This is a genomic window from Psychroflexus tropicus DSM 15496 (genome assembly GCF_000378765.1).
Taxonomy (GTDB): Bacteria; Bacteroidota; Bacteroidia; order Flavobacteriales; family Flavobacteriaceae; genus Psychroflexus; species Psychroflexus tropicus.
Genome location: NZ_KB905342.1, coordinates 270,412 through 295,931 on the forward strand (window position 1 = coordinate 270,412; position 25,520 = coordinate 295,931).

The 25,520-nt window shown below is 36.4% G+C and carries 24 protein-coding genes; 17 read left to right on the forward strand and 7 right to left on the reverse strand.

The features are described 5' to 3' along the window. The 4 genes from amaB (at nucleotide 1) to accC (ending at nucleotide 4,703) form a co-directional block, all read left to right on the forward strand. Entirely contained in the window at nucleotides 1–1,554 is a 1,554-nt protein-coding gene (gene amaB / locus F598_RS0101110) for an L-piperidine-6-carboxylate dehydrogenase (protein WP_019037166.1), read from the forward strand. 228 nt (nucleotides 1,555–1,782) lie between these two features. Continuing rightward, complete coding sequence (locus F598_RS0101115; protein WP_019037167.1) at nucleotides 1,783–2,778, forward strand: beta-ketoacyl-ACP synthase III; 996 nt, start codon at nucleotides 1,783–1,785, stop codon at nucleotides 2,776–2,778. 21 nt (nucleotides 2,779–2,799) lie between these two features. Next, nucleotides 2,800–3,294: an acetyl-CoA carboxylase biotin carboxyl carrier protein gene (accB, locus tag F598_RS0101120; protein ID WP_019037168.1), complete on the forward strand. Its 495-nt coding sequence runs from the start codon at nucleotides 2,800–2,802 to the stop codon at nucleotides 3,292–3,294. Between the two features lie 44 nt (nucleotides 3,295–3,338). Next, the gene (gene accC / locus F598_RS0101125) at nucleotides 3,339–4,703 is read left to right on the forward strand and encodes an acetyl-CoA carboxylase biotin carboxylase subunit (RefSeq protein WP_019037169.1); all 1,365 of its coding nucleotides are present in this window, start codon (nucleotides 3,339–3,341) and stop codon (nucleotides 4,701–4,703) included. 54 nt (nucleotides 4,704–4,757) lie between these two features. Here accC and hemF read toward each other — a convergent pair whose 3' ends face one another. After that, entirely contained in the window at nucleotides 4,758–5,660 is a 903-nt protein-coding gene (hemF, locus tag F598_RS0101130; protein ID WP_019037170.1) for an oxygen-dependent coproporphyrinogen oxidase, read from the reverse strand. 134 nt (nucleotides 5,661–5,794) lie between these two features. On the opposite strand from hemF, the gene F598_RS0101135 reads away from it, so the two are divergent. Beyond that, the gene (locus F598_RS0101135; RefSeq protein ID WP_019037171.1) at nucleotides 5,795–6,940 is read left to right on the forward strand and encodes a cystathionine gamma-synthase; all 1,146 of its coding nucleotides are present in this window, start codon (nucleotides 5,795–5,797) and stop codon (nucleotides 6,938–6,940) included. 19 nt (nucleotides 6,941–6,959) lie between these two features. On the opposite strand, the gene F598_RS0101140 is transcribed toward F598_RS0101135, so the two are convergent. Continuing rightward, nucleotides 6,960–7,736 (reverse strand): THC0290_0291 family protein, encoded by a 777-nt coding sequence (locus tag F598_RS0101140; RefSeq protein ID WP_019037172.1) that lies wholly within the window; start codon nucleotides 7,734–7,736, stop codon nucleotides 6,960–6,962. Nucleotides 7,737–7,919: 183 nt separating this feature from the next. Between F598_RS0101140 and gdhA the strand changes: the two genes are divergently transcribed. From gdhA to recO, 4 genes are all read left to right on the forward strand, one after another. After that, nucleotides 7,920–9,263, forward strand: a complete 1,344-nt coding sequence (gdhA, locus tag F598_RS0101145; RefSeq protein WP_019037173.1) for an NADP-specific glutamate dehydrogenase — start codon at nucleotides 7,920–7,922, stop codon at nucleotides 9,261–9,263. Nucleotides 9,264–9,384: 121 nt separating this feature from the next. Beyond that, nucleotides 9,385–10,227 (forward strand): PorZ beta-propeller-like domain-containing protein, encoded by an 843-nt coding sequence (locus F598_RS15560; RefSeq protein ID WP_019037174.1) that lies wholly within the window; start codon nucleotides 9,385–9,387, stop codon nucleotides 10,225–10,227. 21 nt (nucleotides 10,228–10,248) lie between these two features. Continuing rightward, nucleotides 10,249–11,676, forward strand: coding sequence for a type IX secretion system anionic LPS delivery protein PorZ (gene porZ / locus F598_RS15565; RefSeq protein WP_483826374.1), 1,428 nt, complete (start codon nucleotides 10,249–10,251; stop codon nucleotides 11,674–11,676). Then, the gene (gene recO / locus F598_RS0101155) at nucleotides 11,676–12,395 is read left to right on the forward strand and encodes a DNA repair protein RecO (RefSeq protein WP_019037176.1); all 720 of its coding nucleotides are present in this window, start codon (nucleotides 11,676–11,678) and stop codon (nucleotides 12,393–12,395) included. Before porZ ends, recO begins: the two co-directional genes overlap by 1 nt. Before the next feature lie 4 nt (nucleotides 12,396–12,399). On the opposite strand, the gene F598_RS0101160 is transcribed toward recO, so the two are convergent. Next, nucleotides 12,400–13,176 (reverse strand): TerB family tellurite resistance protein, encoded by a 777-nt coding sequence (locus tag F598_RS0101160; RefSeq protein WP_019037177.1) that lies wholly within the window; start codon nucleotides 13,174–13,176, stop codon nucleotides 12,400–12,402. Between the two features lie 150 nt (nucleotides 13,177–13,326). On the opposite strand from F598_RS0101160, the gene F598_RS0101165 reads away from it, so the two are divergent. The 3 genes from F598_RS0101165 (at nucleotide 13,327) to F598_RS0101175 (ending at nucleotide 15,254) form a co-directional block, all read left to right on the forward strand. Then, complete coding sequence (locus F598_RS0101165; protein WP_019037178.1) at nucleotides 13,327–13,737, forward strand: BrxA/BrxB family bacilliredoxin; 411 nt, start codon at nucleotides 13,327–13,329, stop codon at nucleotides 13,735–13,737. A gap of 122 nt (nucleotides 13,738–13,859) precedes the next feature. Continuing rightward, a complete protein-coding gene (locus tag F598_RS0101170) occupies nucleotides 13,860–14,597 on the forward strand; it encodes a lysophospholipid acyltransferase family protein (protein ID WP_019037179.1) in 738 nt (245 codons plus the stop codon). Nucleotides 14,598–14,600: 3 nt separating this feature from the next. Beyond that, nucleotides 14,601–15,254, forward strand: coding sequence for an HD domain-containing protein (locus F598_RS0101175; protein WP_019037180.1), 654 nt, complete (start codon nucleotides 14,601–14,603; stop codon nucleotides 15,252–15,254). A 1-nt stretch (nucleotide 15,255) separates the two neighbouring features. On the opposite strand, the gene pdeM is transcribed toward F598_RS0101175, so the two are convergent. Beyond that, nucleotides 15,256–15,885 (reverse strand): ligase-associated DNA damage response endonuclease PdeM, encoded by a 630-nt coding sequence (gene pdeM / locus F598_RS0101180; RefSeq protein WP_026302439.1) that lies wholly within the window; start codon nucleotides 15,883–15,885, stop codon nucleotides 15,256–15,258. Nucleotides 15,886–15,928: 43 nt separating this feature from the next. Next, a complete protein-coding gene (locus F598_RS0101185; protein WP_019037182.1) occupies nucleotides 15,929–17,284 on the reverse strand; it encodes a phenylacetate--CoA ligase family protein in 1,356 nt (451 codons plus the stop codon). 34 nt (nucleotides 17,285–17,318) lie between these two features. Between F598_RS0101185 and purD the strand changes: the two genes are divergently transcribed. Then, nucleotides 17,319–18,593 (forward strand): phosphoribosylamine--glycine ligase, encoded by a 1,275-nt coding sequence (gene purD, locus F598_RS0101190; protein ID WP_019037183.1) that lies wholly within the window; start codon nucleotides 17,319–17,321, stop codon nucleotides 18,591–18,593. On the opposite strand, the gene F598_RS0101195 is transcribed toward purD, so the two are convergent. Next, nucleotides 18,585–18,833: a DUF6341 family protein gene (locus F598_RS0101195; protein ID WP_019037184.1), complete on the reverse strand. Its 249-nt coding sequence runs from the start codon at nucleotides 18,831–18,833 to the stop codon at nucleotides 18,585–18,587. The two genes, purD and F598_RS0101195, sit on opposite strands and share 9 nt — an antisense overlap. A 46-nt stretch (nucleotides 18,834–18,879) precedes the next feature. Here F598_RS0101195 and F598_RS0101200 point away from each other — a divergent pair, with 46 nt between their 5' ends. The 3 genes from F598_RS0101200 to F598_RS0101210 all read left to right on the forward strand — a co-directional run bounded on the left by F598_RS0101200 (nucleotide 18,880) and on the right by F598_RS0101210 (nucleotide 21,528). After that, entirely contained in the window at nucleotides 18,880–19,809 is a 930-nt protein-coding gene (locus F598_RS0101200) for a DUF6427 family protein (protein ID WP_019037185.1), read from the forward strand. Nucleotides 19,810–19,878: 69 nt separating this feature from the next. Then, complete coding sequence (locus F598_RS0101205; protein ID WP_019037186.1) at nucleotides 19,879–20,487, forward strand: DUF4254 domain-containing protein; 609 nt, start codon at nucleotides 19,879–19,881, stop codon at nucleotides 20,485–20,487. Continuing rightward, entirely contained in the window at nucleotides 20,488–21,528 is a 1,041-nt protein-coding gene (locus tag F598_RS0101210; RefSeq protein WP_019037187.1) for a glycosyltransferase family 9 protein, read from the forward strand. A gap of 53 nt (nucleotides 21,529–21,581) precedes the next feature. Here F598_RS0101210 and F598_RS0101215 read toward each other — a convergent pair whose 3' ends face one another. Further along, nucleotides 21,582–22,190 (reverse strand): superoxide dismutase, encoded by a 609-nt coding sequence (locus F598_RS0101215; RefSeq protein WP_019037188.1) that lies wholly within the window; start codon nucleotides 22,188–22,190, stop codon nucleotides 21,582–21,584. A 171-nt stretch (nucleotides 22,191–22,361) separates the two neighbouring features. Between F598_RS0101215 and F598_RS0101220 the strand changes: the two genes are divergently transcribed. Then, nucleotides 22,362–25,505: a UvrD-helicase domain-containing protein gene (locus tag F598_RS0101220; protein ID WP_019037189.1), complete on the forward strand. Its 3,144-nt coding sequence runs from the start codon at nucleotides 22,362–22,364 to the stop codon at nucleotides 25,503–25,505. Nucleotides 25,506–25,520: the final 15 nt, after the last annotated feature.

The window sequence follows — 25,520 nt, forward strand, 5'->3', positions numbered from 1 at the left end:
ATGAGTGATATTTCTAAAGAATTCGGAATAGATAAAGCTTTAAAAGAGCTAGACATTGAATTTGAAAACAAAGGTACTTCTGTTGGTGAACATTTTTTTGCAGACGGGGATTGGATTGAATCTTATTCTCCTGTAGATGGGGCTTTAATTGGAAAAGTAAAAGCGACAACTCAAAAAAATTATGATAAAGTAGCCAGTACTGCTCACGAGGGGTTTAAAGAATGGCGTACATGGCCAGCACCAGCTAGAGGCGAAGTGGTACGACAGTTCAATGATGAATTGAGAAGACTTAAAGCTCCGCTTGGTAAACTTGTTTCTTATGAGATGGGAAAATCCTATCAGGAAGGTCTAGGTGAGGTCCAAGAAATGATAGACATATGTGATTTTGCGGTTGGTTTATCTAGACAACTTCACGGTTTAACTATGCATTCTGAACGTCCCGGACATCGCATGTATGAGCAGTGGCATCCCCTTGGAGTTGTTGGTATTATCTCTGCCTTTAATTTCCCTGTAGCCGTGTGGTCCTGGAATACAGCATTAGCTTGGGTCTGTGGAGATGCCTGTATCTGGAAAGGATCAGAAAAAACTCCACTTACTTCTGTGGCTTGTCAAAAAATAGCTGCCAGAGTTTTTGCTGAAAATAAAGTACCAGAAGGAATTTCGTCGTTGATTACAGGAGACTACAAAGTTGGTGAATACATGACACAAGACAAACGTGTTCCGTTAATCTCTGCCACTGGATCCATTAGAATGGGTAAAATTGTTGCGCAAGAAGTCGCCAAAAGACTCGGTAAATCTTTGCTAGAATTAGGGGGAAATAATGCGATAATTGTGACACCAGATGCTGATATCAAAAACACGGTCATCGGAGCTGTGTTTGGAGCTGTGGGAACATGCGGACAACGCTGCACCTCTACTCGTAGAATAATCATACACGAGTCTATATATGATAAAGTAAAAGATGCCATTGTAGATGCTTACCAGCAAATTCGTATTGGAAATCCTTTGGATGAAAATAATCACGTAGGGCCACTCATCGACCAGGATGCAGTAAAGAATTATTTACATGCCTTAGAAGAAGTGAAGAAAGAAGGCGGAACAATTTTGGTAGAAGGTGGTGTTTTGGAAGGTGAAGGCTATGAAAGCGGATGCTATGTAAAACCTGCTATTGCAGAAGCAGAAAACCATTTTGATATCGTCCAGCATGAAACCTTTGCGCCAGTTCTTTACATCATGAAATATTCTGGGGAAGTAGATAACGCCTTAGAACTTCAAAACGGTGTGGTACAGGGACTGTCTTCCGCGATTATGACCAATAATTTAAGAGAGGCAGAACGATTCCTCTCTGCTGAGGGTTCAGACTGTGGAATTGCCAATGTTAATATTGGTACATCCGGTGCAGAAATTGGAGGAGCCTTTGGAGGTGAAAAAGAAACAGGAGGAGGAAGAGAATCTGGTTCAGATGCCTGGAAAGTGTATATGAGAAGACAAACAAATACAATCAATTATACCAAAGACCTTCCTTTAGCTCAGGGTATAAAATTCGATTTATAAAGTCCACAAGCAAACTCACAAGAGGAGCCTAACTACCTTTTGTGAGTTTGTTTAATACTAAAACCATAAGGCTTAAACAAAACTCTATACATTGTTTGTAAAGGAAGAATTTTGTGTTTTAAAACTTGTTTGGCTTTTGGTAGCATCAAAAAAACAACTTAATTTGCAATTATATGTACACCTATTTTGAAAGTCAAACTTTCAAAATAGGACTATAATATCGATTATATGAGTGATATAAAGGCGGCGATTACTGCAGTTGGCGGTTATGTGCCTGACTATGTTTTAAGCAATCAAGTTCTTGAAACTATGGTAGACACCAATGATGAGTGGATCACAGCCAGGACAGGAATCAAAGAGAGACGTCTTTTGAAAGAACCAGGCCTTGGATCTTCTTATTTAGGTATTAAAGCCTGCGAAGATTTATTCAATAAAACATCAGTAAAACCAGAACAAATAGACTTAGTGGTTTTTGCAACTGCAACCCCAGATATGCCCGTAGCCTCATCTGCGGCCTATCTTGCTACTGAGATTGGAGCAGTAAATGCTTTTTCATTTGATCTACAATCGGCCTGTTCAAGTTTCCTCTACGGGATGTCAATGGCTTCTTCTTATATAGAATCTGGTAAGTACGAAAATGTTTTATTGGTTGGTGCAGACAAAATGTCTTCTATTATAGATTATACAGACCGAAGTACCTGTATTATTTTTGGTGATGGAGGCGGTGCTGTTTTATTTTCACCAAATCAAGAAGGACTCGGTTTGCAGGATGAAATTTTAAAAACTGATGGAACTGGTAGACAATTTCTAAAAATTGATGCAGGAGGTTCTCAATTACCAGCATCTGAAGAAACTGTAAAAAATAAACAACATTTTGTGTTTCAAGATGGTAAGACTGTGTTTAAGTTTGCAGTATCCAATATGGCAGGAGTAAGTGAAGAAATAATGCAAAAGAATAATCTTACAGGAAAAGATGTTGATTGGCTTGTAGCGCATCAGGCTAACAAGCGAATTATCGATGCGACCTATAAGCGTATGAATTTGGATTCAGAAAAAGTACTGATGAATATTCACCGTTACGGAAATACCACTTCCGCAACATTACCTTTATTATTAAGCGATTACGAAAAACAACTAAAAAAAGGAGATAATCTTATTTTTGCTGCTTTTGGTGGTGGATTCTCTTGGGGATCTATTTATCTGAAATGGGCTTATAATTCTTAACCTCCTTAAAAACAAAACATTATGGATTTAAAGGAAATTCAAAACTTAATTAAGTTTGTTGCTAAATCTGGGGCAAGTGAAGTAAAACTTGAAATGGACGATGTCAAAATCACCATCAAAACCGGTAGTGAAGATGATGGAAAAACTTATGTTCAACAAGTACCTATGAACATGCCTCAACAACAAATGCAGCAAGCTCCAGTTCAAAGCCAGCCCGCTCAACAGCCTGCTACACAAGAAGAAAATTCTGCTCCAAAAACTAATGAGGATAGCAAATATGTGACCATCAAGTCACCTATTATTGGAACCTTTTATAGAAAACCTTCCCCAGACAAAAAAGCTTTTGTGGAAGTTGGTAGTGAGGTGAAAGAAGGTGATGTTCTATGTACGATTGAAGCAATGAAACTATTCAATGAAATAGAGAGTGAAGTCTCTGGGAAAATTGTAAAAGTATTGGTAGATGACTCCTCACCAGTGGAGTTCGACCAGCCTCTTTTCTTAGTGGATCCTTCTTAAACATCTATTTACTTTAGATGTTTCTTTAACTTAAATAAACAACCATGTTTAAAAAAATTCTAATCGCCAACCGCGGAGAAATTGCATTACGAATTATTCGTACATGTAAAGAAATGGGAATAAAAACTGTTGCGGTTTATTCTACGGCAGATAAGGAAAGCCTTCATGTAAGATTTGCAGATGAAGCTGTTTGTATTGGTCCCGCACAGAGTAGCGAATCCTATCTTAAAATTCCGAACATAATTTCTGCAGCAGAAATAACAAATGCAGACGCTATCCATCCAGGATATGGATTCCTCTCTGAAAATGCTGCCTTTTCTAAAATTTGCGAAGAGCATGACATTAAATTTATTGGAGCCAGGCCAGAAATGATCGACAGAATGGGAGATAAGGCAAGTGCTAAAGCTACTATGAAAGCAGCTGGAGTTCCTTGTGTTCCAGGATCTGAAGGTATTTTGAAGGATTTTGAAGAATGCAAAAAGACAGCCAAAAAAATCGGATATCCGGTCATGCTTAAAGCTACAGCTGGTGGAGGCGGTAAAGGTATGCGTGCTGTAAATAGTGAAGACAAGCTGGAAGGCGCTTGGGAGTCTGCCAGGCAAGAAGCAAAAGCAGGGTTTGGAAATGACGACATGTACATGGAAAAGCTCATAGAAGAGCCCCGCCATATTGAGATACAAATCGTTGGTGACCAAACTGGAAAAGCATGTCACCTTTCTGAAAGAGACTGCTCAATCCAGAGAAGACATCAGAAACTTACCGAGGAGGTTCCTTCTCCGTTTATGACAGATGAGCTTCGTGAAAAGATGGGTAATGCCGCAGTAAAAGCAGCTGAATATATCAAATATGAAGGTGCTGGTACTATTGAATTCTTAGTCGATAAGCACAGAAACTTCTATTTTATGGAAATGAATACTCGAATTCAGGTCGAGCACCCTATTACAGATGAAGTGGTAGATCATGACTTGATTAGAGAACAGATTTTAGTAGCCGCAGGTGTCCCTATTTCCGGAAAGAACTACTATCCAAAATTACATTCTATTGAGTGTAGAATCAATGCGGAAGATCCTTTTAATAATTTCAGGCCTTCACCTGGCAGAATTGAAACCTTACACTTACCGGGCGGGCATGGTATTCGCGTAGACACCCATGTCTATAGTGGATATATCATTCCTCCTAATTATGATTCTATGATTGCTAAATTAATCGCTACTGCTCAAACGAGAGAAGAAGCTATCAATAAAATGAGGAGAGCTTTAAGTGAATTTGTGATTGAAGGCATCAAAACTACTATTCCTTTCCATGCGCAACTCATGGAGCATCCAGATTATATGGAAGGAAATTACACTACAAAGTTCATGGAGGATTTTGTATTAGAAGATATCATTGATGAAGAAGACGAAGATTAAAACAAATGCTTTTTTATAAAACAAAAATGGCTGCCTTAAAGCAGCCATTTTTGTTTATACCCACTCTTTAGGACTTTTCAAAGCATTTATAAGCTTTTCCTCTTGAGACCCGTCTTTGGGATGATAATTGTATTGCCACTGTACATGTGGCGGTAGACTCATCAATATACTTTCAATCCTACCGTTTGTTTTTAAACCAAATAAAGTTCCTTTGTCATGAACGAGGTTAAATTCTACATACCTTCCCCTCCTTATTTCCTGCCAATCTCTATGTTTTGAAGTGTAATCCATAGATTTTCGTTTTTCAACAATAGGTACATAAGCCTTTAGAAAACTATCCCCAACATGAGTCACAAAATTGTAAATGTCCTCTAGATTTCTTTCTGAAGTTGGTTTCAAGTAATCAAAAAACAATCCACCTACCCCTCTGGCTTCATCTCTATGTGAATTCCAAAAGTAACGGTCGCAGTTGGCTTTATAATCATTGTACAACTGCTCTCCAAAAGGATCGCATGCCTCTTTCGATACCTGGTGAAAATGAGTAACGTCCTCCTCAAATAAGTAATAAGGAGTTAGGTCTTGACCTCCACCAAACCATTGGTCTATAATTTTTCCTTGTCTGTTATACATTTCAAAATACCTGAAATTAGCATGCACAGTAGGCACCATTGGATTGCTTGGATGAAGGACTAAGCTGATACCACAAGCAAAGAAATCGCAGTCTTGTACATTAAAGTAATTTTGCATGGCCTCGGGCAGGTCTCCATGAACTGCTGAAATATTAACTCCCCCTTTTTCAAAAACATTCCCGTTTTCTATGACTCGTGTTCTTCCACCACCACCCTCTTTTCTTTCCCAGATATCTTCAGAAAATGATGCCGAACCATCAATAGACTCTAATTTAGAAGTAATCTGATCTTGAAGTTTTTGGATATAGTTATAAAACTTATCTTTCATTGTGAATTATTTAGATACAAAAATAAAGCTTTTTGAAATCCAAAAAGTTTATCCCTGTTAAGAATAGGATAAACTGAAAAGACTGATGATAGCATAAGCCTATCTTGATATAAATTCGTTTAAAAAATAAATAGATGAAATTTGATACAAAAACCATACACGGAGGACAAGAGGATATAGATCCAGCTTATGGCGCTGTAATGCCTCCAATCTATCAATCCTCGACCTTTAAACAGATTAGCCCGGGAAAAGACAAAGGATATGCTTATGCCAGAAGTGGAAATCCGACAAGAACAGCATTAGAAAAATCGATTGCCTCCTTAGAAAATGGTAAATATGGGTTAGCTTTTGGATCTGGTTTGGCAGCAATAGATGCCATATTTAGATTGCTCAAACCAGGAGATGAAGTTATATCCACAAGCGATCTTTACGGAGGAAGCTTTAGGCTTTTCGATGGAGTTTTTAAAGATATGGGAATACGATTTCATTTTGTTAATATGCAAACTACTAAGTCTATTGAAAAGTATATCAATGATAAAACCAAATTGATCTGGGTCGAAACGCCAACCAATCCAATGATGAGTATTATCGATATTGAAAGTATTAGTATGCTTTCAAAACAACACAAAATATTGCTGGCTGTAGATAATACATTTGCAACTCCCTATTTGCAGCAACCATTAGAACTAGGTGCAGACCTTGTCATGCACAGCGCAACAAAATACTTAGGAGGGCATAGTGATGTGATTATGGGTTCTGTAGTTGTGAATGACGACTCTTTAGCTGAACGATTGTATTTTATACAAAAGGCGTGTGGTGCAGTACCTGGCCCAATGGACTGTTTTTTGGTTTCAAGGGGAATTAAAACACTTCACCTCAGGATGCAGCGCCATTGTGAGAATGGCAAAGCTATAGCTCAATATTTAAGAAAGCACCCAAAAGTTCAACAGGTGTACTGGCCTGGTTTTGAAGATCATCCAAACCATGAGATCGCTAAAAAACAGATGAAGGGTTTTGGAGGTATGGTGTCGTTTTCTATGAAAGGAAACTCATACGAGGAAGCCATGAGCTTTCTAAAAAAATTATGCATATTTACACTTGCTGAATCACTAGGAGGAGTTGAGTCCTTGGCAGGTCATCCTGCAAGCATGACTCATGGTAGTATTCCTAAAGAGGAAAGAGAAAAATCTGGGGTAGTAGATTCGCTAATAAGATTGAGTGTTGGTATTGAAGATATTGAAGATTTAATCGAGGATTTACAGAACGCTTTCAGGAAATAAAGGGATGGAATTGAAAGTCCTAATCTATGATATAATTAAATCCGAAGGCCAGCCAAAACATCCAATCATTATTTTTATTTTGAGGTCCGATAGGTTCTAGCCCATCTACAAAATCGGAAAGGTAGTAATGCCAGCGGATCTCAGCAAAGACATCTGTTTTTCGAGATATTTTATACTTCAGTCCTCCTTGAAAATTTGCTGATAGAGTGATATTTGATTCATTAGTAAACGCTGGTTCTTCTCCAGGGTCAGCTAAAAAAGTAGGAAAGGTAGTTTCAGGTAAACCTAGTCCACCTTCTAATGACGTTTGAGCAACTGGAGAATAATATACAAAGTTAAGTCCTAGTCCTGCGTAAGGCGTAAAACTGCCAGGATTCCTCTCGTAATCTCTAATACGCATCAAGTAATATTCTATACCCGAACCAATCTCTAAAACATTTGCTTCTCCGGTCATGGACCTAAGTTGTAATCCAGCTTGATTATCTTTATCAGCTAAAGCCCCGAAGTGACCAAGTTCAGTAGAATGATATACTAAACTTGAACGGACTTTGAAATGTTGACTTGTATATCGAGAGATGAAATCAGTATAAGCAAAGTTAAGGTAATGATTAACCCCAAAACCAATACCTGAATTGTTTCTTATAGTTTCACTGTCGCCTCTAAGGCCATAGTCACCTCTAAATGAAATATAACCACCCATTACACTGACCTCATGGTAAATCTGAGCAGAGACGCTAGTTTGAAATCCTAAAGAAAACAACAAAGTTGCTATAATAGGAAGGTGCTTGAATTTCATAAACAGAAGTTAACAGAACAAATATAGAAAAACAAAAAAATAAATCGACTATAAAAAATAAAATTTGATTTCTAAGGGATTAGCACTCAAACAAATATTAATCAATTTTTAAGTTATCTGTAAAATTGAAATTATATCTTTGCGAAAGTTTTAAAAAAACGTCTAATAAATAAGAATAACCAAATGAATAAAGAGGTAAAAGAATTTTTAGATTACGTTTCAGATAGAAACCCAAATCAACCAGAATTTTTACAAGCTGTGGAGGAAGTAGCAGAAGCTATCATTCCATTTATGGAGGAAAATTCTAAATATAAAAACTACAAGTTATTAGAGCGCATGGTTGAGCCAGAGCGAGTTGTCATGTTCAGAGTTACCTGGCTAGATGACAATGGAGAGATCCAAGTTAATCGAGGGTATAGAGTACAAATGAACTCTGCTATTGGGCCATATAAAGGTGGGCTTAGATTTCATCCTTCAGTAAACTTAAGTATCCTGAAATTTTTAGCCTTTGAGCAGGTTTTCAAAAACAGCCTAACAACACTTCCAATGGGTGGTGGCAAAGGAGGGTCTGATTTCGATCCTAAAGGTAAATCAGATAATGAGGTCATGCGCTTTTGCCAGAGTTTTATGACAGAGCTTTACAGACATATTGGAAATGACACTGATGTTCCTGCTGGGGATATAGGTGTAGGTGGTAGAGAAGTAGGATATATGTTTGGACAGTATAAACGTATTCAAAATGAATTTACCGGTATTTTAACTGGTAAAGGACAATCTTACGGAGGCTCTCTTATAAGACCAGAAGCAACGGGATATGGAAATGTATACTTTACCAAAAGCATGCTGGAAACTCAAGGCGAAAGCTTAGAAGGTAAAACTATATTGATATCTGGCTCGGGGAATGTCGCTCAGTATGCTGCAGAAAAAGCTATTGAATTAGGGGCTAAAATTTTAACTATGTCAGATTCTAGTGGGTATATTTACGATGAAGACGGAATTGATAGCGATAAGTTAAGCTTTATCATGGAGTTGAAGAATGAGAAAAGAGGGAGAATAAAAGAATATCTGGACCAATACCCGGACGCAAAATATGTAGATGGTAAAACACCATGGAGTGAAAAAGGACATATTGCTATGCCTTGTGCTACTCAAAACGAATTGCTGGAAGATGATGCTAAAAAACTAGTGGACAATGGCTGTATTTTGGTAGGTGAAGGAGCTAATATGCCATGTTCTCCAGAAGCCATCGAAGTATTCCATAACAACAAAATATTGTTTTCACCTGGAAAAGCATCTAATGCTGGTGGTGTTGCGACTTCTGGATTAGAAATGTCTCAAAACTCATTGAGATACAGCTGGACTGCAGAAGAAGTTGACAATAAACTTAAACAAATCATGACCGATATTCATGAAGCCTGCGTTACCTATGGTAAAGATGAAACAGGCTATGTCGATTACGTTAAAGGTGCTAATATCGCAGGATTTGTAAAAGTAGCAGATGCTATGATTGCTCAGGGTGCTGTATAAATAACGATAACCATAATTTATTAAAGTCAGTTGAAAATATTTCAACTGACTTTTTTGATTGTAGGAACTTATTTTATAATAAATTCACGTCAAAATAGTTTTAAGTTTATAAAAACTACCTATGAGATTTCTTGTTTTCCTCATTCTTTTGTATCCAAGTTTGCTCATTGGACAAGACTTTTCTCAACGTTGGCAAGGCTACTTCTCCTACAATAATATTACCGATTTAGATGAAAGCGAAAACAAAGTGTATGCTGCATCAGAGAACGCCTATTTTATCCACGATATAGCGACACAGACCACAGAAACCATCACTTCAATTCAAGGACTTTCTGGAGACCCCATTTCTAAAATTTACCACTCAGAGGCCTTTGGACTAACTTGTGTAGGCTATGAAAACGGACTACTTCAAATAGTCATGGATAACAATCAAAATGTATTTACGATTGTAGACATAAGAGATAAGGTATCGATTTCACCAGAGAATAAACGCATCAATGATTTTTTTGAGTTTGAAGGGATACTTTATATCTCAACAGATTTTGGGATAGCTCAGTATAATCTTGAGAATTTAGAATTTGAAGAATCATTTTTTATCGGTAATAATGGAAGTCAAATCCAAATTAACCAAATCACAATAGCTGAAGGTAAAATTTATGCGGCCACTAGTGTAGAAGGCATCAAAACAGCAGATTTTAATAACCCCAACCTGATTGATTTTCAGAATTGGCAAACCGAATATCCTGGTAACTGGAATGGAGTGCTTTCTTTTTCAAATTTAGTATTTGGCCTTAGGAATAATAATACCATCAACAGGCTCGAAAATGGAGTAGCAAGTCTATTCGAATCAATAGGCTCCAATGTTACAGGTTTCAATGTAAGTGGAAATCAATTAGTAGTCACTGCAGCAAATCAAGTTTTAGCTTACAATACGGATTTGAATTTAGAAGCATTTTTTAACTAGATTCAGGACGAAGATTTTAATATTAACACTTCTGTAGCCAGTAATGATGGATACTTTCTGGGCCACGCCAGTTTGGGTTTATTGGGCTTTGAATCTGATAGTAACCTGAATTTTTCTGAATTAAGTCCAGCTGGACCTCTTTTAAATAGAATATTTAGCCTGGAAGCCACCTCAACAGACCTTTGGGTCACCTTTGGAGAATACGACCAGTTTTTAAATCCCTTTCCTTTGGATAGAAGGGGCTTAAGCAGATTAACACTTGAAAACTGGATCAATATTAATGTAGATGAACTGAACAATGCAGCCGAATTATCGGATGTTTCAATAGATCCTAATAATCCAGAGCGGGTTTTTGTCAGTAGCTTTTTCGATGGGTTATTAGAGATAGAAAACAATGAGCTGATTCAGCAGTATGATTCCTCAAATAGCTTAATTGAGGGTGTTCCAAGCAATGTCAATGACAACAGAATTGGTGCCAGTGTATTTGATTCTCAAGGAAATTTATATTTCACCAACTCACTTTCTGAAAATCAGCTAAAGCGACTTAATGCAAATGGTAGTTTTGAAAATGTAGAGGCTTCTGATGGATTTTTAAACCCTACAGAAACATCTTCAGCAAAAATTATAGCAGACAATAATGACAATATTTATGTGGCTACAACAAGAGAAGGCATCCCGGCTTACAATCCAAATACCGGTGAGTCAGCCCTAATTTCTAGTAATGTTCAAGGTGTCGATTTCCCGGATACTTTCAATGAAAACCCAAATATAACGGCCTTAGAAATCGACTTGAATTCCCGTTTATGGATTGGTACCCAGGCTGGTCTAAGAGTCATGTCTAATCCTGCGGCTATATTTGATGAAAATGCAAATGTCAACGTGTTTCCTATTATTATCGAAGATGTAGACGGTTTGCCTCAGGAACTGCTTTTTGAACAATTTATTACTGATATCGCTACTGATGGTGCCAATAATAAATGGATTGCTACTGCTGATTCTGGAGTCTTTCAGGTGTCACCAAATGGCAGAGAAATTCTAAATATTTTTAATGTCAATAACTCACCGCTTCCCACAAACAGTGTGCGAACTATTGCTATAAACCCAACCACTGGAGAAGTGTTTTTAGGAACTACAGCTGGCTTATTATCCTATTCCAGCAGAATTACTTCTGGAAACGACACCTTGGAAAACTTAAGGGCATTCCCAAATCCAGTTAGACCCAATTATAATGGGCTAGTTACTATTGATGGATTGATTGATGGTGCCAATGTTAAAATAACCGATGTGACTGGTAATCTTGTTTTTGAAGAATTTGCAAGCGGCGGAACGCTGCTTTGGGATACCAGAGCTTTTGGAAAACATAAAGTAGCCTCTGGTGTGTATTTTATAGTAGTTACTGGTGAAGACCAAATCGAAACAAAGGTGGGTAAAATAATGATTATTCGCTGATGCAACTTAAAACAAAAGCCATTGTCATATCCACCCTAAAATATGGTGAAGCAGACCTCATCGCGAAATGTTTTACTCTAGATAAAGGACTCGTTTCTTATATGCTAAAAGGTATTAGAAAATCCAAGCGTGGAAAGTTGAGGGTATCCATGTTCCAACAGTTATCCCTTTTAGAAATTGAAGCGTTTCACAAAGAAAATAAGAAACTTCAATATATGAAGGAAGTAAGAAGTTTTCATCCTTATCAAACTCTTCAATCCAATGTTTACAAATCAACAATGGTTATGTTTCTTGCTGAAGTTTTAAAAGGAAGTATACAAGAGGAAGAAAAAAATCAAGCCTTATTTCATTTTTTAAAAGATAGTTTTTTATATCTGGATCAGTCGGAGACTTTTAAAAATTTTCATCTCTTATTTATTGTAAGACTCACTGAGTTTTTAGGATTCTATCCTGATCAACAAAGTATAGATTTTCCTGTTTTTGATATGCTGAATGGAGTTTTCCAGCTCAAAGAATACAATTCTTATTCCTTCAACGATTCAAATTCAGGTCTATTAAAAAAGCTTTTAAACGTCTCAGGTTTTGAAGAAGTCAACCAAATAAAACTCAATCAAGAGAGGAGAAAGAATTTTCTTGACTTTATGATGTTGTACTATGAATTGCATATGCAGGGCTTTAAAAAGCCAAAATCATTGGAAATCCTACAACAAATTTTTTGAGTACCTAGAGACCTCTTTCTTTCTGAATGCGTTCATAGGCCTCCTGCACTTTATTGAATTTTTCCTGAGCCCCTTTTCGATAAACTTCATCCATATGTTGCAGCTTATCGGGATGAAATTTTTTAGCCATAGTTCTATAAGCTTTTTTAACTTCAGCATCTGAAGCGGACTTGTCAATTTCAAGAATTTTATAGGCATTATCTGCAGATTTTAAGAACATGGCTTTTATGCTTTCAAAATCAGAATGTCCAACTCTAAGGTTTTGAGAAATAGTGTGTAAAACCCGAAGTTCTGCTTCGGAAACATGACCATCTGCGTTAGAAATATTAAATAGAAAATGTAAAATTTGTAACCTGACTTCATAACGAACTCTTGGCCTTAGGTAGGCGCAAATACGAACAACAGATATCTCTCGATTTTTGATGACATCATTAAAAGTTCTAAATGTTGCGTTGGCTCTTTCCTTACCATAGGCCTGTACGAAATACATCCTCACATAATCCATTTCTTGTTGAGTCACCTTTCCATCGGCTTTGATGACAAGGGAGGACAGAGATAATAGGTTGAGCTCAAAGTCGCCAGGCGAAACTTCACTTTTTTGCTCCTGAAAAATTTGCCCAAAACCACCTCCTGAACTTGAGGTAGATCCCCTGAAAATTCGATCTAAAATGGACCCTAAAAGAAAGCCTAAAATAGCTCCACCAAAACGCATATAAAAAAAGCCAATAATGGCACCAATCCACTTCAAATTCAATAATTTTAATTGCAAATATAAAGGCATCATTATTTAAAATTTACAAAACGATGTCTTTTTAAGATAGATTAAACGATAGCCAACAGAATTGAAATCATTATGTTAAGAGCAAAGCAGATAAAAGACATTTTTATACATTTGTATTTAAATTCAGTTTAAATAATAAAATTATAATATATGTACCCACCAGAATTAGTAAAACCTATGCAGCAGGAATTAACCGCTGTTGGTTTTGATGAATTAAAAAGCAAAGCTGATGTTGATGTTGCTTTAGCTAAGGAAGGAACGACATTGGTCGTAGTAAATTCAGTTTGTGGATGTGCTGCAGCTAATGCTAGACCTGGAGCTATAAAATCTCTTGAAAATGCAAAGAAACCAGACCATATGGTAACTGTGTTTGCAGGCGTAGATAAGGAAGCTACCGATGAAGCTAGAGCCAGAATGGTACCTTTCCCTCCAAGTTCGCCATCTATGGCACTTTTTAAAGACGGAGAATTGGTCCACATGTTAGAAAGACACCACATTGAAGGAAGACCTGCTGAAATGATTGCAGACAACTTGATGGATGCTTATAATGAGCATTGCTAACAGAACGAAAACTTAAAAAAAACCGCTTTAAACTAAAGCGGTTTTTTTTTGCCTAAGTCTACTGAAAAAAGGATTAAAATAATAAGTAAATTGCTCCTCCAAATAATTTTGAATTGAAACAAATGAAAAAGATTCTGTCATATCCTTTCTCGGTAATTTTCTACTTGTTTTTTGGATTAACTCTTGTTGTGTTTCATATCTTACAATGGTTGTCGTTCAACTTATTTGGATATCAAGCTCATAAGAAAAGCGTCGATATTTTCAATTTCTTTCTCCTTAGATGTCTTAATCTGGTAGGAACTAGATTCAAGTATCAGAATACCTATCAGTTTGACCTTAATAGGCCACATATTATAGTGTCTAATCACCAGAGCATGTTCGACATTCCCCCTATAATTTGGTACATGAGAGCATTGCACCCCAAGTTTATAAGTAAGAAAGAGCTAGCAAAAGGGATCCCGGGCATTTCTTATAATCTGAGGCACGGAGGATCAGTCTTAATCGACAGGAAGAATCCAGAACAGGCTATTGGGCAAATTCAAAAATTGGGACAGTATATTTCAGAAACCAAACGCGCTGCTGTCATCTTTCCTGAGGGCACGAGAAGCAGAACAGGAGTTCCTAAAAGTTTTGCTTTTAACGGACTAAAAACTTTATTTGAGGCTTGTCCAGAGGCTGTTGTTGTACCGGTGTGTGTGAATAGTTCCTGGAAACTCCAGCGTTTTGGTATGTTCCCTCTGGGAATGGGTGCTTTCTTAAACCTCGAAGTTTTACAGCCCTTGGAGGTAAAACATTACAAAGTAGAGGAACTTATCCCAAAAATTGAAAAAAGCATCGTTTCTAAGGTTAAAATCGACTAATATATGGATACAGACCAGATCATATTGAATACTAAATCATTTGTACAGGATAAACTGAAAAATGCAGAAGGCGGTCACGATTGGTTTCATATTTTGAGGGTTTACAACAATGCTTTACATATTTTAAAATCTGAAGAGGCAGACGCTCTAATTGTTCAGCTAAGCAGTCTGCTTCACGATATCGCAGACTCTAAGTTTCACGATGGCGATGAGAGTATTGGACCACGTGTCGCCCAAAACTTTTTAGAAAGCCAGTCGGTAAAGCCTAATATTATCGACCATGTTATCAACATCATTAAAAATGTTTCTTACAAAGGAGGCCATAATACCTCTAGTTTTCATTCTGTAGAATTGGATATCGTCCAGGATGCAGATCGTCTGGATGCTATTGGAGCCATAGGAATTGCAAGAACTTTCAATTTTGGTGGTTTTAAAAACAACCCTATTTACGACCCTGATGTACCGCCTAAGTCAAATCAATCTAAAAAAGAGTACAAAAAATCAAATTCTCCAACTATCAATCATTTTTACGAGAAACTCCTTCTCCTAAAAGATAAAATAAACACCAAATCTGCGCTGAAAATTGCTGAAAAACGACATGCCTTTATGGAGGATTATCTAGAGCAGTTTTATGCAGAATGGGATGGTCATTTGTAACTTAATTAACAGAATGAACAACATCTTCAGACAAAACATAGACCTTCTCCTCTTCCTCAGGTTCGATGAGAAAAAGACCGGTGAAGGCCCCAAAGGCTGGTAAAATCAATTGGTATTTACGCTTGTAAAAGCAGGATAATTTAAGGTGCTGTCGGCCCATGCCTACCAGCCTGTAGCCAGGGTGTAAATGCCCGCAAATGTTATAAAAATTTGGCTTTTCTTCAGGATGATGGGTTAAGAATATGGCATCAACAAACAATTCTTTTACAACTTTAAAACCGATATCTTCAAACTGGTAGTGAGGTATAATATCATGATTGCCAACAATTAAAGTCATATCTACAGTTTGATGTTCAACCCAATTTTTAAAGCGTTCCCAGTCTTTGTTTTGGGTAGAATGAAATAAATCTCCCAAAAAAATTAAGGCTTTGGGATCAAATTCTTTAAGAACTATATTTAATTTTTTGAAATTTTCTAGCCCTACCCGACTTGGTAAAGCACTTCCGTTTTTCCTAAAGTGATCCACTTTACCAAAATGAACATCAGCGATTAATAGGGCTTCTCGAGATGGCCAGTATAAGCAACCGCTTGAATGCATTATAAATTCTTGATCTCCGTAGTTGAGTTTCAAATTAGTGTATTAAATGGATTAAACTTGAAATATAACTTTTGAATTAACTATTCACTCGGGAAGTAAATTGCTTTAGCTTTCCACTTTCTGAGCGTTCCAGCTCGTCCTTTTTTTCGAAAAACACACCAAGTCCTTTTTCTAGATAAGTTTCTATGGCCTTAGTAATATTTTCTTTTTGATGTGAACTTAATTCAACTTCAGCCTTATATTGAATTACAAATTTAGACAAGTCTGTTTGAATTATTTTAATTTCTTTGACTATTCCTGAATCTTCAATAACCGATTTCGTAACATAGTAAAAACTTAATGCAGGTACTTTTTTTCCACTTGGTAAGACAGCAAACTCATTGGTTCTACCCGTTAGCGATTTTAAAATCAATTTTCCAGGAGCAGACTTTTCATCTATTACTCCCCTATCACCGATGTTATAGCGAATAAAGGGGTGAGCCTTGTTGTAAAGTGAGGTGATGACAATATTACCTTCTTCTCCATAGGGCAAAGCCTTACCACTGTTGTCTACTACTTCAACGTAAAGAGTCTTAGTATTGAGGAGCCACTCTCCTGTGGTATTTTCGAAAGCAATCACATCTAGTTCACTGGCACCGTATTCGTTGACAATCATCACTCCAAGTTGTTGTTCTAATAGCGCTCGATCATCATCAAACAGCATTTCACTGGTAGTTATACAAAGTTTTAGACTGGGACATACGTCTTTTAAAATGATATTTTGGTCGCGTAAGAACTTAGCAAACAAAACAATAGAGCTGGTATAGCCGTTGATATAATCAAAGGGCTTTGTTTTAAATAGTTGTAAAAAATTATGGAGGTTTTCAACAGATAAATCAAAAATATCTAGACGATGCCTGTTAGCAAGCAGATCCTTGAGTCGTTCTTTTTGGTGACCCACAAAACCTTTGGGAATCCCGTAAAATCTAGCTTCAAGCGATGCATTCATATCTATTCCATGTTGCTGGTATAACCACATAATATGAGCCCAGGTTAAAGCATGTGCATACTTGTCTTTTGCAAAAATGAAGGGATTCCCACTGGATCCTGAAGTTTTATTAATAAAAACCTTAGACGTTTTAAAGTCCTTACTTAGGCGGTCTTTAAGGGGTTTCTGCAGATCGGCTTTGGTCATGATTGGCAATTGGTTCCAGTCCTCAAAGGACTCTAACTGGGCAAAAGCAGCGTAACTCGGATTATGAGTTAAATGATAATTGACAATTTCATTTCGTCTCGATCTCAAATGCATCTCCATGTCTTCATCTGGAATAGCTAAAAGAGATTTGAATTCTCTTTCAGCTTTACGAATAGGAAATCCTTTGAGGCTTAAAATTTTTTTGAATCGATTCACAGAAATTTCAGTGCTTTCATTGGCGAAGCAATTTACAAACATTTACTTTTGACACCTAATCTAAGCTTACAATCTCATGAACGTTTTGATACTAGGTAGCGGTGGACGCGAACATACTTTAGCCCAAAAGATTTCAGAAAGTACAAAGTGTAACAATTTATACGTGGCTCCAGGAAATGCGGGGACACTGCATTGTGCTAAAAACTTACAGCTGGACATTCTCAACTTTCAAGAGGTTGCAGACTGCATCAAAACACATGACATCGACATGATGGTTGTGGGACCTGAGGCTCCTCTTGTGGAGGGCATAAAAGATTATTTCGACAGTCTTACAGAATTCTCAGACCTTAAGATAATTGGCCCATCTAAAAGAGGCGCTGAACTTGAAGGGAGCAAAGAACGCGCAAAAGAGTTTATGAAAGCTCACAAGGTGCCTACAGCTGCTTATCAAAGTTTTGATCAAGCAAGCTTAGAAGAAGGTAAAACCTTTTTAAAAACGATGACTCCTCCCTATGTTCTTAAGGCAGATGGTCTTGCAGGAGGAAAAGGAGTATTGATCTTAAGTGATATTGAAGAAGCTCAGCAGGAGTTGGAACATATGCTAACCAAAAATAAGTTTGGAAAAGCTTCGGAAAAAGTGGTGATCGAAGAGTTTTTGGACGGTATTGAACTTAGCGTATTTGTTCTGACCGATGGTAAAAATTACCTCACACTCCCTAATGCAAAGGATTATAAGCGTATAGGCGAAGGTGATACTGGGCTCAACACTGGTGGTATGGGCGCCATTTCTCCTGTGCCATTTGCAGATGATGAGTTCATGCGTAAAGTAGAGGAAAGAATCGTAAAACCGAGTATAGAAGGACTTCAAAAAGAGCAAATTGATTTTACTGGGTTCTTGTTTATCGGTTTGATGAAAGTTGATAATGATCCTTATGTAGTTGAGTATAACGTAAGAATGGGAGATCCTGAAACTGAAGTGGTGATTCCTAGAATCAAAAGTGATTTCCTGGACGTGCTTGATAAAACATCACAAGGCAAAATAAATGAGGCAGAACTCATCATCGACTCAAGATCTGCTGCTACAGTCATGTTGGTCTCTGGAGGCTATCCAGAAGCTTATGAAAAAGGTAAGACCATTACTGGCTTAGATGAAACTCAAGGTGTGTTTGTCTGCCATGCAGGAACCAAAACAGAAAACGACCAGGTTTTTACAAACGGTGGTCGTGTAATTGCTGTGACTGCCTTCGGTAATACGTTTCAAGAAGCTTTAGAAATAGCTTACCAAAAGGCAGATAAAATAAATTTTGAAAAAAAATACTTCAGAAAAGATCTTGGAAAAGACCTAATCTAATTCGGCATCTTTACCTAAAAAGGAGTGAGCTTTTACGCTCTTATCTTCCTGATCATTTTCGTCAAAACTTTTGAGCTGTTTCATCCAATATAGAAAAGCTACAAAAACGATAAGGACAAATACGAAGTTTAATCCATTGGCAGCCCACCAAGAATCGTCTTGCAATTCTCTTAGTGCATCTAAAGGCAAAAACAAAACATCTTCAAATAAACTTGCAATACCTTCAAAAAAATCCTTCATGACTGTGTTATATTATATTTACTTTGCAAAAGTAATAAAATAGACCATGTTAACAAGACTTTTTAGTCATTCAAAACCTATTGCTTATGCTATTCTTAGCATACTTTTTATCATGGCATTTTTTACGGAGAATTTCATCTCATCAAAAGTGGAGGTGGATACTACATTTGTCTTAAGTAAGATTGGTGTTCTAATTGTATTCTTACTGATTTTGTTTCTACTTAACTTTATGGTAAAGCGGAATAAAATTCACCAACAGCACACCTATGCTATATCTAGTTTTGTCTTGTTAATCATTGCTTTTCCGGATATCTTAAGGTCGGTAGAATTTATTGTAGGCTATCTTTTCTTATTGCTCTCCTTCCGAAGGATTTTAAGCCTTAAAAACAATACCAATATCAAGCAAAAAATTTTTGATGCTAGTCTTTTTCTTTCTATTTCTATTTGGTTTGTGCCAATGCATTGGTTATTTGCAGTAGTCATCTATTTTGGGATTATACTCTACGTTTCTCAAAACTACAGGCACTTTATAATTCCATTTGTTGGCTTATCTGTTGGGATTGTTATTCATCTCTGTTTTTTTCTATTACTCAAAAATGAATGGACCTCACTGTCTTTTTATTTTCCAAACTTTAACGGCGTCCAAGGTCTTTTTTCTGATTTTAAGTATAATATTTTATTGTCTTTAATTTTGTTTGTCTTGGTTTGGGTTTTATTTCAATTGCCTTCCATCTATAGCAGAGCCAAACTCCACGAAAGGGAAAGCCTTAGCCTTATCCTTTTCTTTTTATTTATTTCTATTCTCGTTGTATTGGTGAACAATACTCTTATTTCTAAGGACGCTGTTTATTTAATTTTTCCACTAAGTATTTTGATAGGCAATTATTTCCAATTGAATTCCACCAAAAAATGGATTAAAGAAAGCATATATATTTTGTTTATCTCTGGTATTATTTTTTCTGCCATTTATTCTTAAAGACTAGATCTAATGAAAAGTCTGTTTTAAAAACACTTGGTATATTTGTAACCAATCAAAACTAAATTTATGTTTTCTGAAAAAGCGAATAGAGTATTTCAAGACGTGATCGAAACTTACCACATTAAAGATAATGTAAACCAGGAGTTTAAAAATCCATTTGATAAGAATGAAACTCTTATTGAACATCTTCTCTATAGAAAATGTTGGATAGATACTGTACAGTGGCACTATGAAGATCTCATTCGTGATCCACAAATCTCTCCAGAAGAGGCATTGGTTTTGAAAAGAAAAATTGACGCTTCCAACCAGGACAGAACAGACACTGTAGAATATATAGACAGTTATTTCCTCGATCTTTTTAAATCTATAGAGCCTAAAGAGAATGCTAAGATCAATACCGAAAGTCCTGCCTGGGGCATAGATAGACTATCTATTCTCGCACTCAAAATTTATCATATGAATGAAGAGGCTAATAGGAAAGATGCCTCAGAAAAACATCAAATGGCTTGTAAAGCTAAGCTTAACGTGCTGCTGGAGCAACAAAAAGATTTATCTCTAGCTATCGATCAGCTTCTTGAGGACATTAAAGTAGGTGATAAATATATGAAAGTCTACAAGCAGATGAAGATGTATAATGACGACGAGATGAATCCAGTATTGAGAAGCAAACAATAAATGAAACGTCCTAGCCACATTCTTGTGATAAGACTATCTGCCATGGGAGATGTTGCTATTACGGTTCCTGTTATTACACATTTACTAAAGACTTATCCAGACCTCAAAGTAACCGTCTTAACTAAGCCCTTTTTTGCTCATCTATTTTCACATCTAGACAGAGTTAATATTGTAAAAGCCGAAGTCAAGCTGAAACATAAGGGAATTTCCGGCTTATGGGTGCTAGCTAAACAATTACATCGGCTCGATATTGATTCTGTAGCAGACTTGCACAATGTTCTTAGGTCGAGAATTCTGTGTGGCTTTATGAAAATTCTTGGACACGACTACTACAGGATAGATAAGGGCCGAAGGGATAAAAGGGCATTAACGAGATCTCAAAATAAAGTTTTAAAACCTTTAAAACCTACACACAGACGATACGCCGATGTCTTTAAAAAATTAAATTTGCCCTTAGATTCAGGCTTTACCATAGAAAAGCGTCCATTAGATCTTTCTGAAAGAATCAAGTCCCGACCTGACCTAGACACATCAAAAAAATGGATTGGAATAGCTCCTTTTGCAGCTCATTCTCCAAAGCAGTATCCTATCAAATTAATGAAAAAAGTCATATCTGAACTTGCAAGGCAAGGAGACATTCAGGTTTTATTATTTGGTGGTGGCAAAAAAGAAATTAAAAAGCTTAATTCCTTGGCCTCTGATGTGAATTCCTGTTATTGCGTTGCAGGAGAATTTAGTTTTCCCGAGGAGCTGAAATTGATTTCTAATTTGAAAGTCATGCTGTCTATGGATAGTGGCAATGGTCATTTAGCGGCTATGTTTGGTGTGGATGTCATAACGCTATGGGGGGCAACTCATCCCTATGCAGGCTTCGCCCCCTATGGTCAACGAGAAGAATTACAATTGCTCCCAGATTTAAAAAAATATCCATTACTTCCCACTTCTATTTATGGTAATAAAAAAGTGAAAGCTTACAAAAAAGTTATGGAAGACATCAAGCCTGAAGATGTAATAGAGGCCGTGAAGCAAGTCACGAATTGAAACAAAAAAAACTGCCTTAGAAGGCAGTTTTTTTTCAATTCAGTTCGTCAATCTTATTTATTTTCAGAAAAACGCTTGGATACTTCTTCCCAATTAATCACATTGAAAAAAGCATTTATATATTCTGGTCTTTTGTTTTGATAATTCAAGTAGTAGGCATGCTCCCAAACATCAATACCTAAAATTGGAGTTCCTCCACAACCTACATTTGGCATCAACGGATTGTCTTGATTTGCGGTAGAGCATACTTCCAATTGACCACCGTTATGAACACAAAGCCAAGCCCATCCAGAACCAAACTGTCCGGCTGCTGCTTTTGAGAATTCATCTTTAAAAGCTTCAAAAGAACCAAAAGCTTTATCAATTGCAGAAGCTAACTCTCCTGAAGGTTTTCCTCCACCATCTGGAGACATCACTTTCCAAAATAGGCTGTGATTGTAAAAGCCTCCACCATTATTCCTTACTGCAGTATTGGACAAATCAAGATTGATCAATAAGTTATCAATCGTTTTACCTTCAAGGTCTGTGCCTTCTATTGCATTATTTAATTTTGAAGTATATCCAGCATGGTGCTTACCATGATGAATTTCCATAGTTTTTTGATCGATATGTGGCTCAAGAGCATCGTGAGCGTAATCTAATTTTGGTAATTCAAAAGCCATAAGTATAGTATTTTTGTTAATTTGATAATTTCAAAAGTAACTATTAAGACTTTGTTTATGAATAATTTGATGTTATTATTTACTTAAAAACAAGGTAAAAATCAAGTTTAAAGCGATCTACAATTCAATTCCGAAATGTTTAATTTTACTGGATTATTATAAACTTCAAGCATGCAAAACCCATCTAATTTTACCATTTATAATGCTTCAGCGGGTTCTGGTAAAACTTTTAAGCTCACGGAGCGCTATTTAACCTTATTGCTATCTTCTTCTAAGTTCAACAGCTTTCAAAATATTTTAGCTATCACCTTCACCAATAAAGCAGTGGGTGAAATGAAAACACGAATTTTGGATTATCTTACTTTATTTTCAAGAGAACAGGAAAGCCTGGAAGATGATCCGATGTTTAAGTTAATTCAAAACACTACAGGCCTTTCTAAAAAACAAATTCAAAAGAAATCCTATTTCATTCTCAAGGAAATACTGGGTAATTATGCTGCTTTTGAAATATCTACCATAGATGCTTTTACACATAGAATCATAAGAACCTTTGCTAAGGATTTGGGTCTTTCTATGAATTTCGATATAGAAATGGATGCTAAACAGATTCTTCAATTAGCTGTAGACCGGCTAGTTGAAAAGGCTGGGAATGATAAGAAACTCACCGAAGTTTTAATCGATTTTGCACTCGACAAAGTTAATGATGATAAAAGTGGAGATGTAAGCAGGGACATCTTTGAAGCGGCCACTTTATTGCTTAATGAAAAAGATGAGGCCTATATCAACGCATTAAGTGATTTTAAGTTAGAAGATTTTAAAACCCTGAAATCTAACCTCGAAAACGACATCGAATCCCTTAATAATCAATTGAAAATCAATGGCGAAGACTTTCTTGAAGTTTTCAATCAAAATGGTTTAGAAACCACTGATTTTATGAGGGGCTCCATACCTAATTACTTCAAAAAATTGAGAGAAGGTCATTATCCCTCAAAATTCGACTCAGCATGGCAAACCCAGATTGAAAATGAAGAATCTTACGTGAAAAAAAATCAGAAAGCTGAGAAGAAGCAAATAATTTTTTCCATGAAAAAATTGATTGTTGAGAAATTCATCTCTAGTAAAGATCTTATTTCCAAGCTGAGGTTTTATCAAAAAATTCAAAAAAACATTACTCAACTTTCGCTTCTTAACGCAGTTAAGGAAGAAATGGAACTCATCAAAAAGGAGCAAAATATCATGTTGATTTCAGACTTCAACAAGAAGATAAGTGAAGAAATCAAAAAGCAACCCGCTCCTTTTATTTTTGAACGCTTAGGGGAAAAGTTTCAGCATTATTTTATAGACGAGTTTCAAGACACCTCTAGGCTACAGTGGAACAATCTAATACCACTTACGGGTAACGCTCTGGCTACTTTATTTGAGGGAGATGAGCCCGGAAGCCTTACTCTAGTTGGAGATGCTAAGCAATCCATTTACGCCTGGCGAGGTGGAGATGCCTATCAGTTTATGAGTTTATCTAACGGAGACTCTCCCTTTCCCTCCTTGCCAAAGCTTAAAACCCTTGATGCCAATTTTAGAAGTGCTAAAGCGATTGTGGATTTTAACAATAGGTTTTTTGAATATGTAGGAAACCAATTAAGCTCACCAGAGTTAAAGCAATTATTTTCAGAAAACAGATTGATTCAGCAAGCTACCAAAACGGAAGAAGGCTATGTTCAATTGAAATTTCTTGAAGCAGAAAATAATGATCAGCGTCATCAAGTTTACCCAAAAGAAATTTTAAATATCATAATAGACAAACAAAACAATGGATTCGAGCTTGGTGAAATTTGTATCCTGGTTCGAAATAAACAAGAAGGCATTGCGATTGCAGAATACCTCAATCAACATCAAATCCCAATAGTTTCTTCAGAAACACTATTAATCAGGTCAGATGCACAGGTTCAATTTGTATTAAACTTGTTCAATGTACTCAACAATGAAGCTGATGAAAATTCGAAAGCTAAAGTCTTGGATGTTTTAAGTTTAAGAAGCTCAAAAACTGAAGCAGAACGATTTGAATTGCTGAGTAATACTCTCATTGAAAATAAAGAAGAGTTTTGGACGATGATCCCTAAGTTTGGATTTGATTTTGATCCCAATGAATTTATGGCACTTCCATTTTATGATGCTGTAGAATACACCATTAATAAATTTGAGCTAAACGAATCTGCGAATGCTTATCTACAGTTTTTCTTAGACGAAGTTTTTGATTTTACGATCCGCAATCAGGCTGGCTTAAATGCATTTCTTAAATACTGGGGTACTCAGGAAGAAGTCAAAAGTATCATCAGTTCAGACCAGAGCGCAGCTGTTCAAATTATGACGATTCATAAGAGCAAGGGGTTACAGTTTCCTGTAGTGATTTTTCCTTATGCCAATCAACAAATTGATAACACGCTGAGGAATCACCTTTGGGTTAATTTAGATGAAAAATTCAAACTGCCATTTGCACTTATTACTAAGCCAGGTCAACTAGACCATCCACTTTACAAGGAAAAATATTCAAAGCTTGTTTCTGAATTAGAAATGGAAAATATCAACATATTATATGTTGCTTTAACTCGGGCTGCGAAAGAACTTTACATACTTTCTGAAGACGATAGAGATAAAAAAGGATCGCTAAAAGCGAATACATTTTCAGGATTATTAATGGGATATTTAGAAATTTCCAAACAAACTAAAGTTGAAGCCAACATGAATTATTCGTGGGGTAAAAGGCTTACAAATCATGAAAATTTAAGTTTAAGCACTGATATCGAAACTAAAACATTAACATTTCACTCTCCTTCTCAAGATCTAAACCTCAACTTGGTGACAACTGCAGGCAAGCTATGGAACGACGAACTCGAGGAAGCAAAGCAGGAAGGAAATCTTATACATTCCTTGCTCTCGAAAATAAAATTGAAGGACGATTTGAAAGCCTCATTGAATTGGCATATCAATAATGGCTACATTAATCATAAGGAGATAAATATCTATCAGGACATACTTCAATCTATTCTAACACACCCTGAGCTTAAAGCGTTTTATCAAGATGGATACAGCGTTTGGAACGAACGTGATATTTACCATCATAATAAATTACTACGGCCAGATAGAGTTTGCCTGCTTGAAAATGACGCTTACATCATCGATTATAAAACAGGACACCCTTCACCTATGCATTCAAGTCAGGTTGAAGCTTATGCAGAAGCTTTAAGAAGTTTAAAATATATTGTTAAGAAGAAGCTGCTTGTTTATATATCAGATTCAATTGAGGTAAAGATTGTTTAAATTTGCACAAAACAG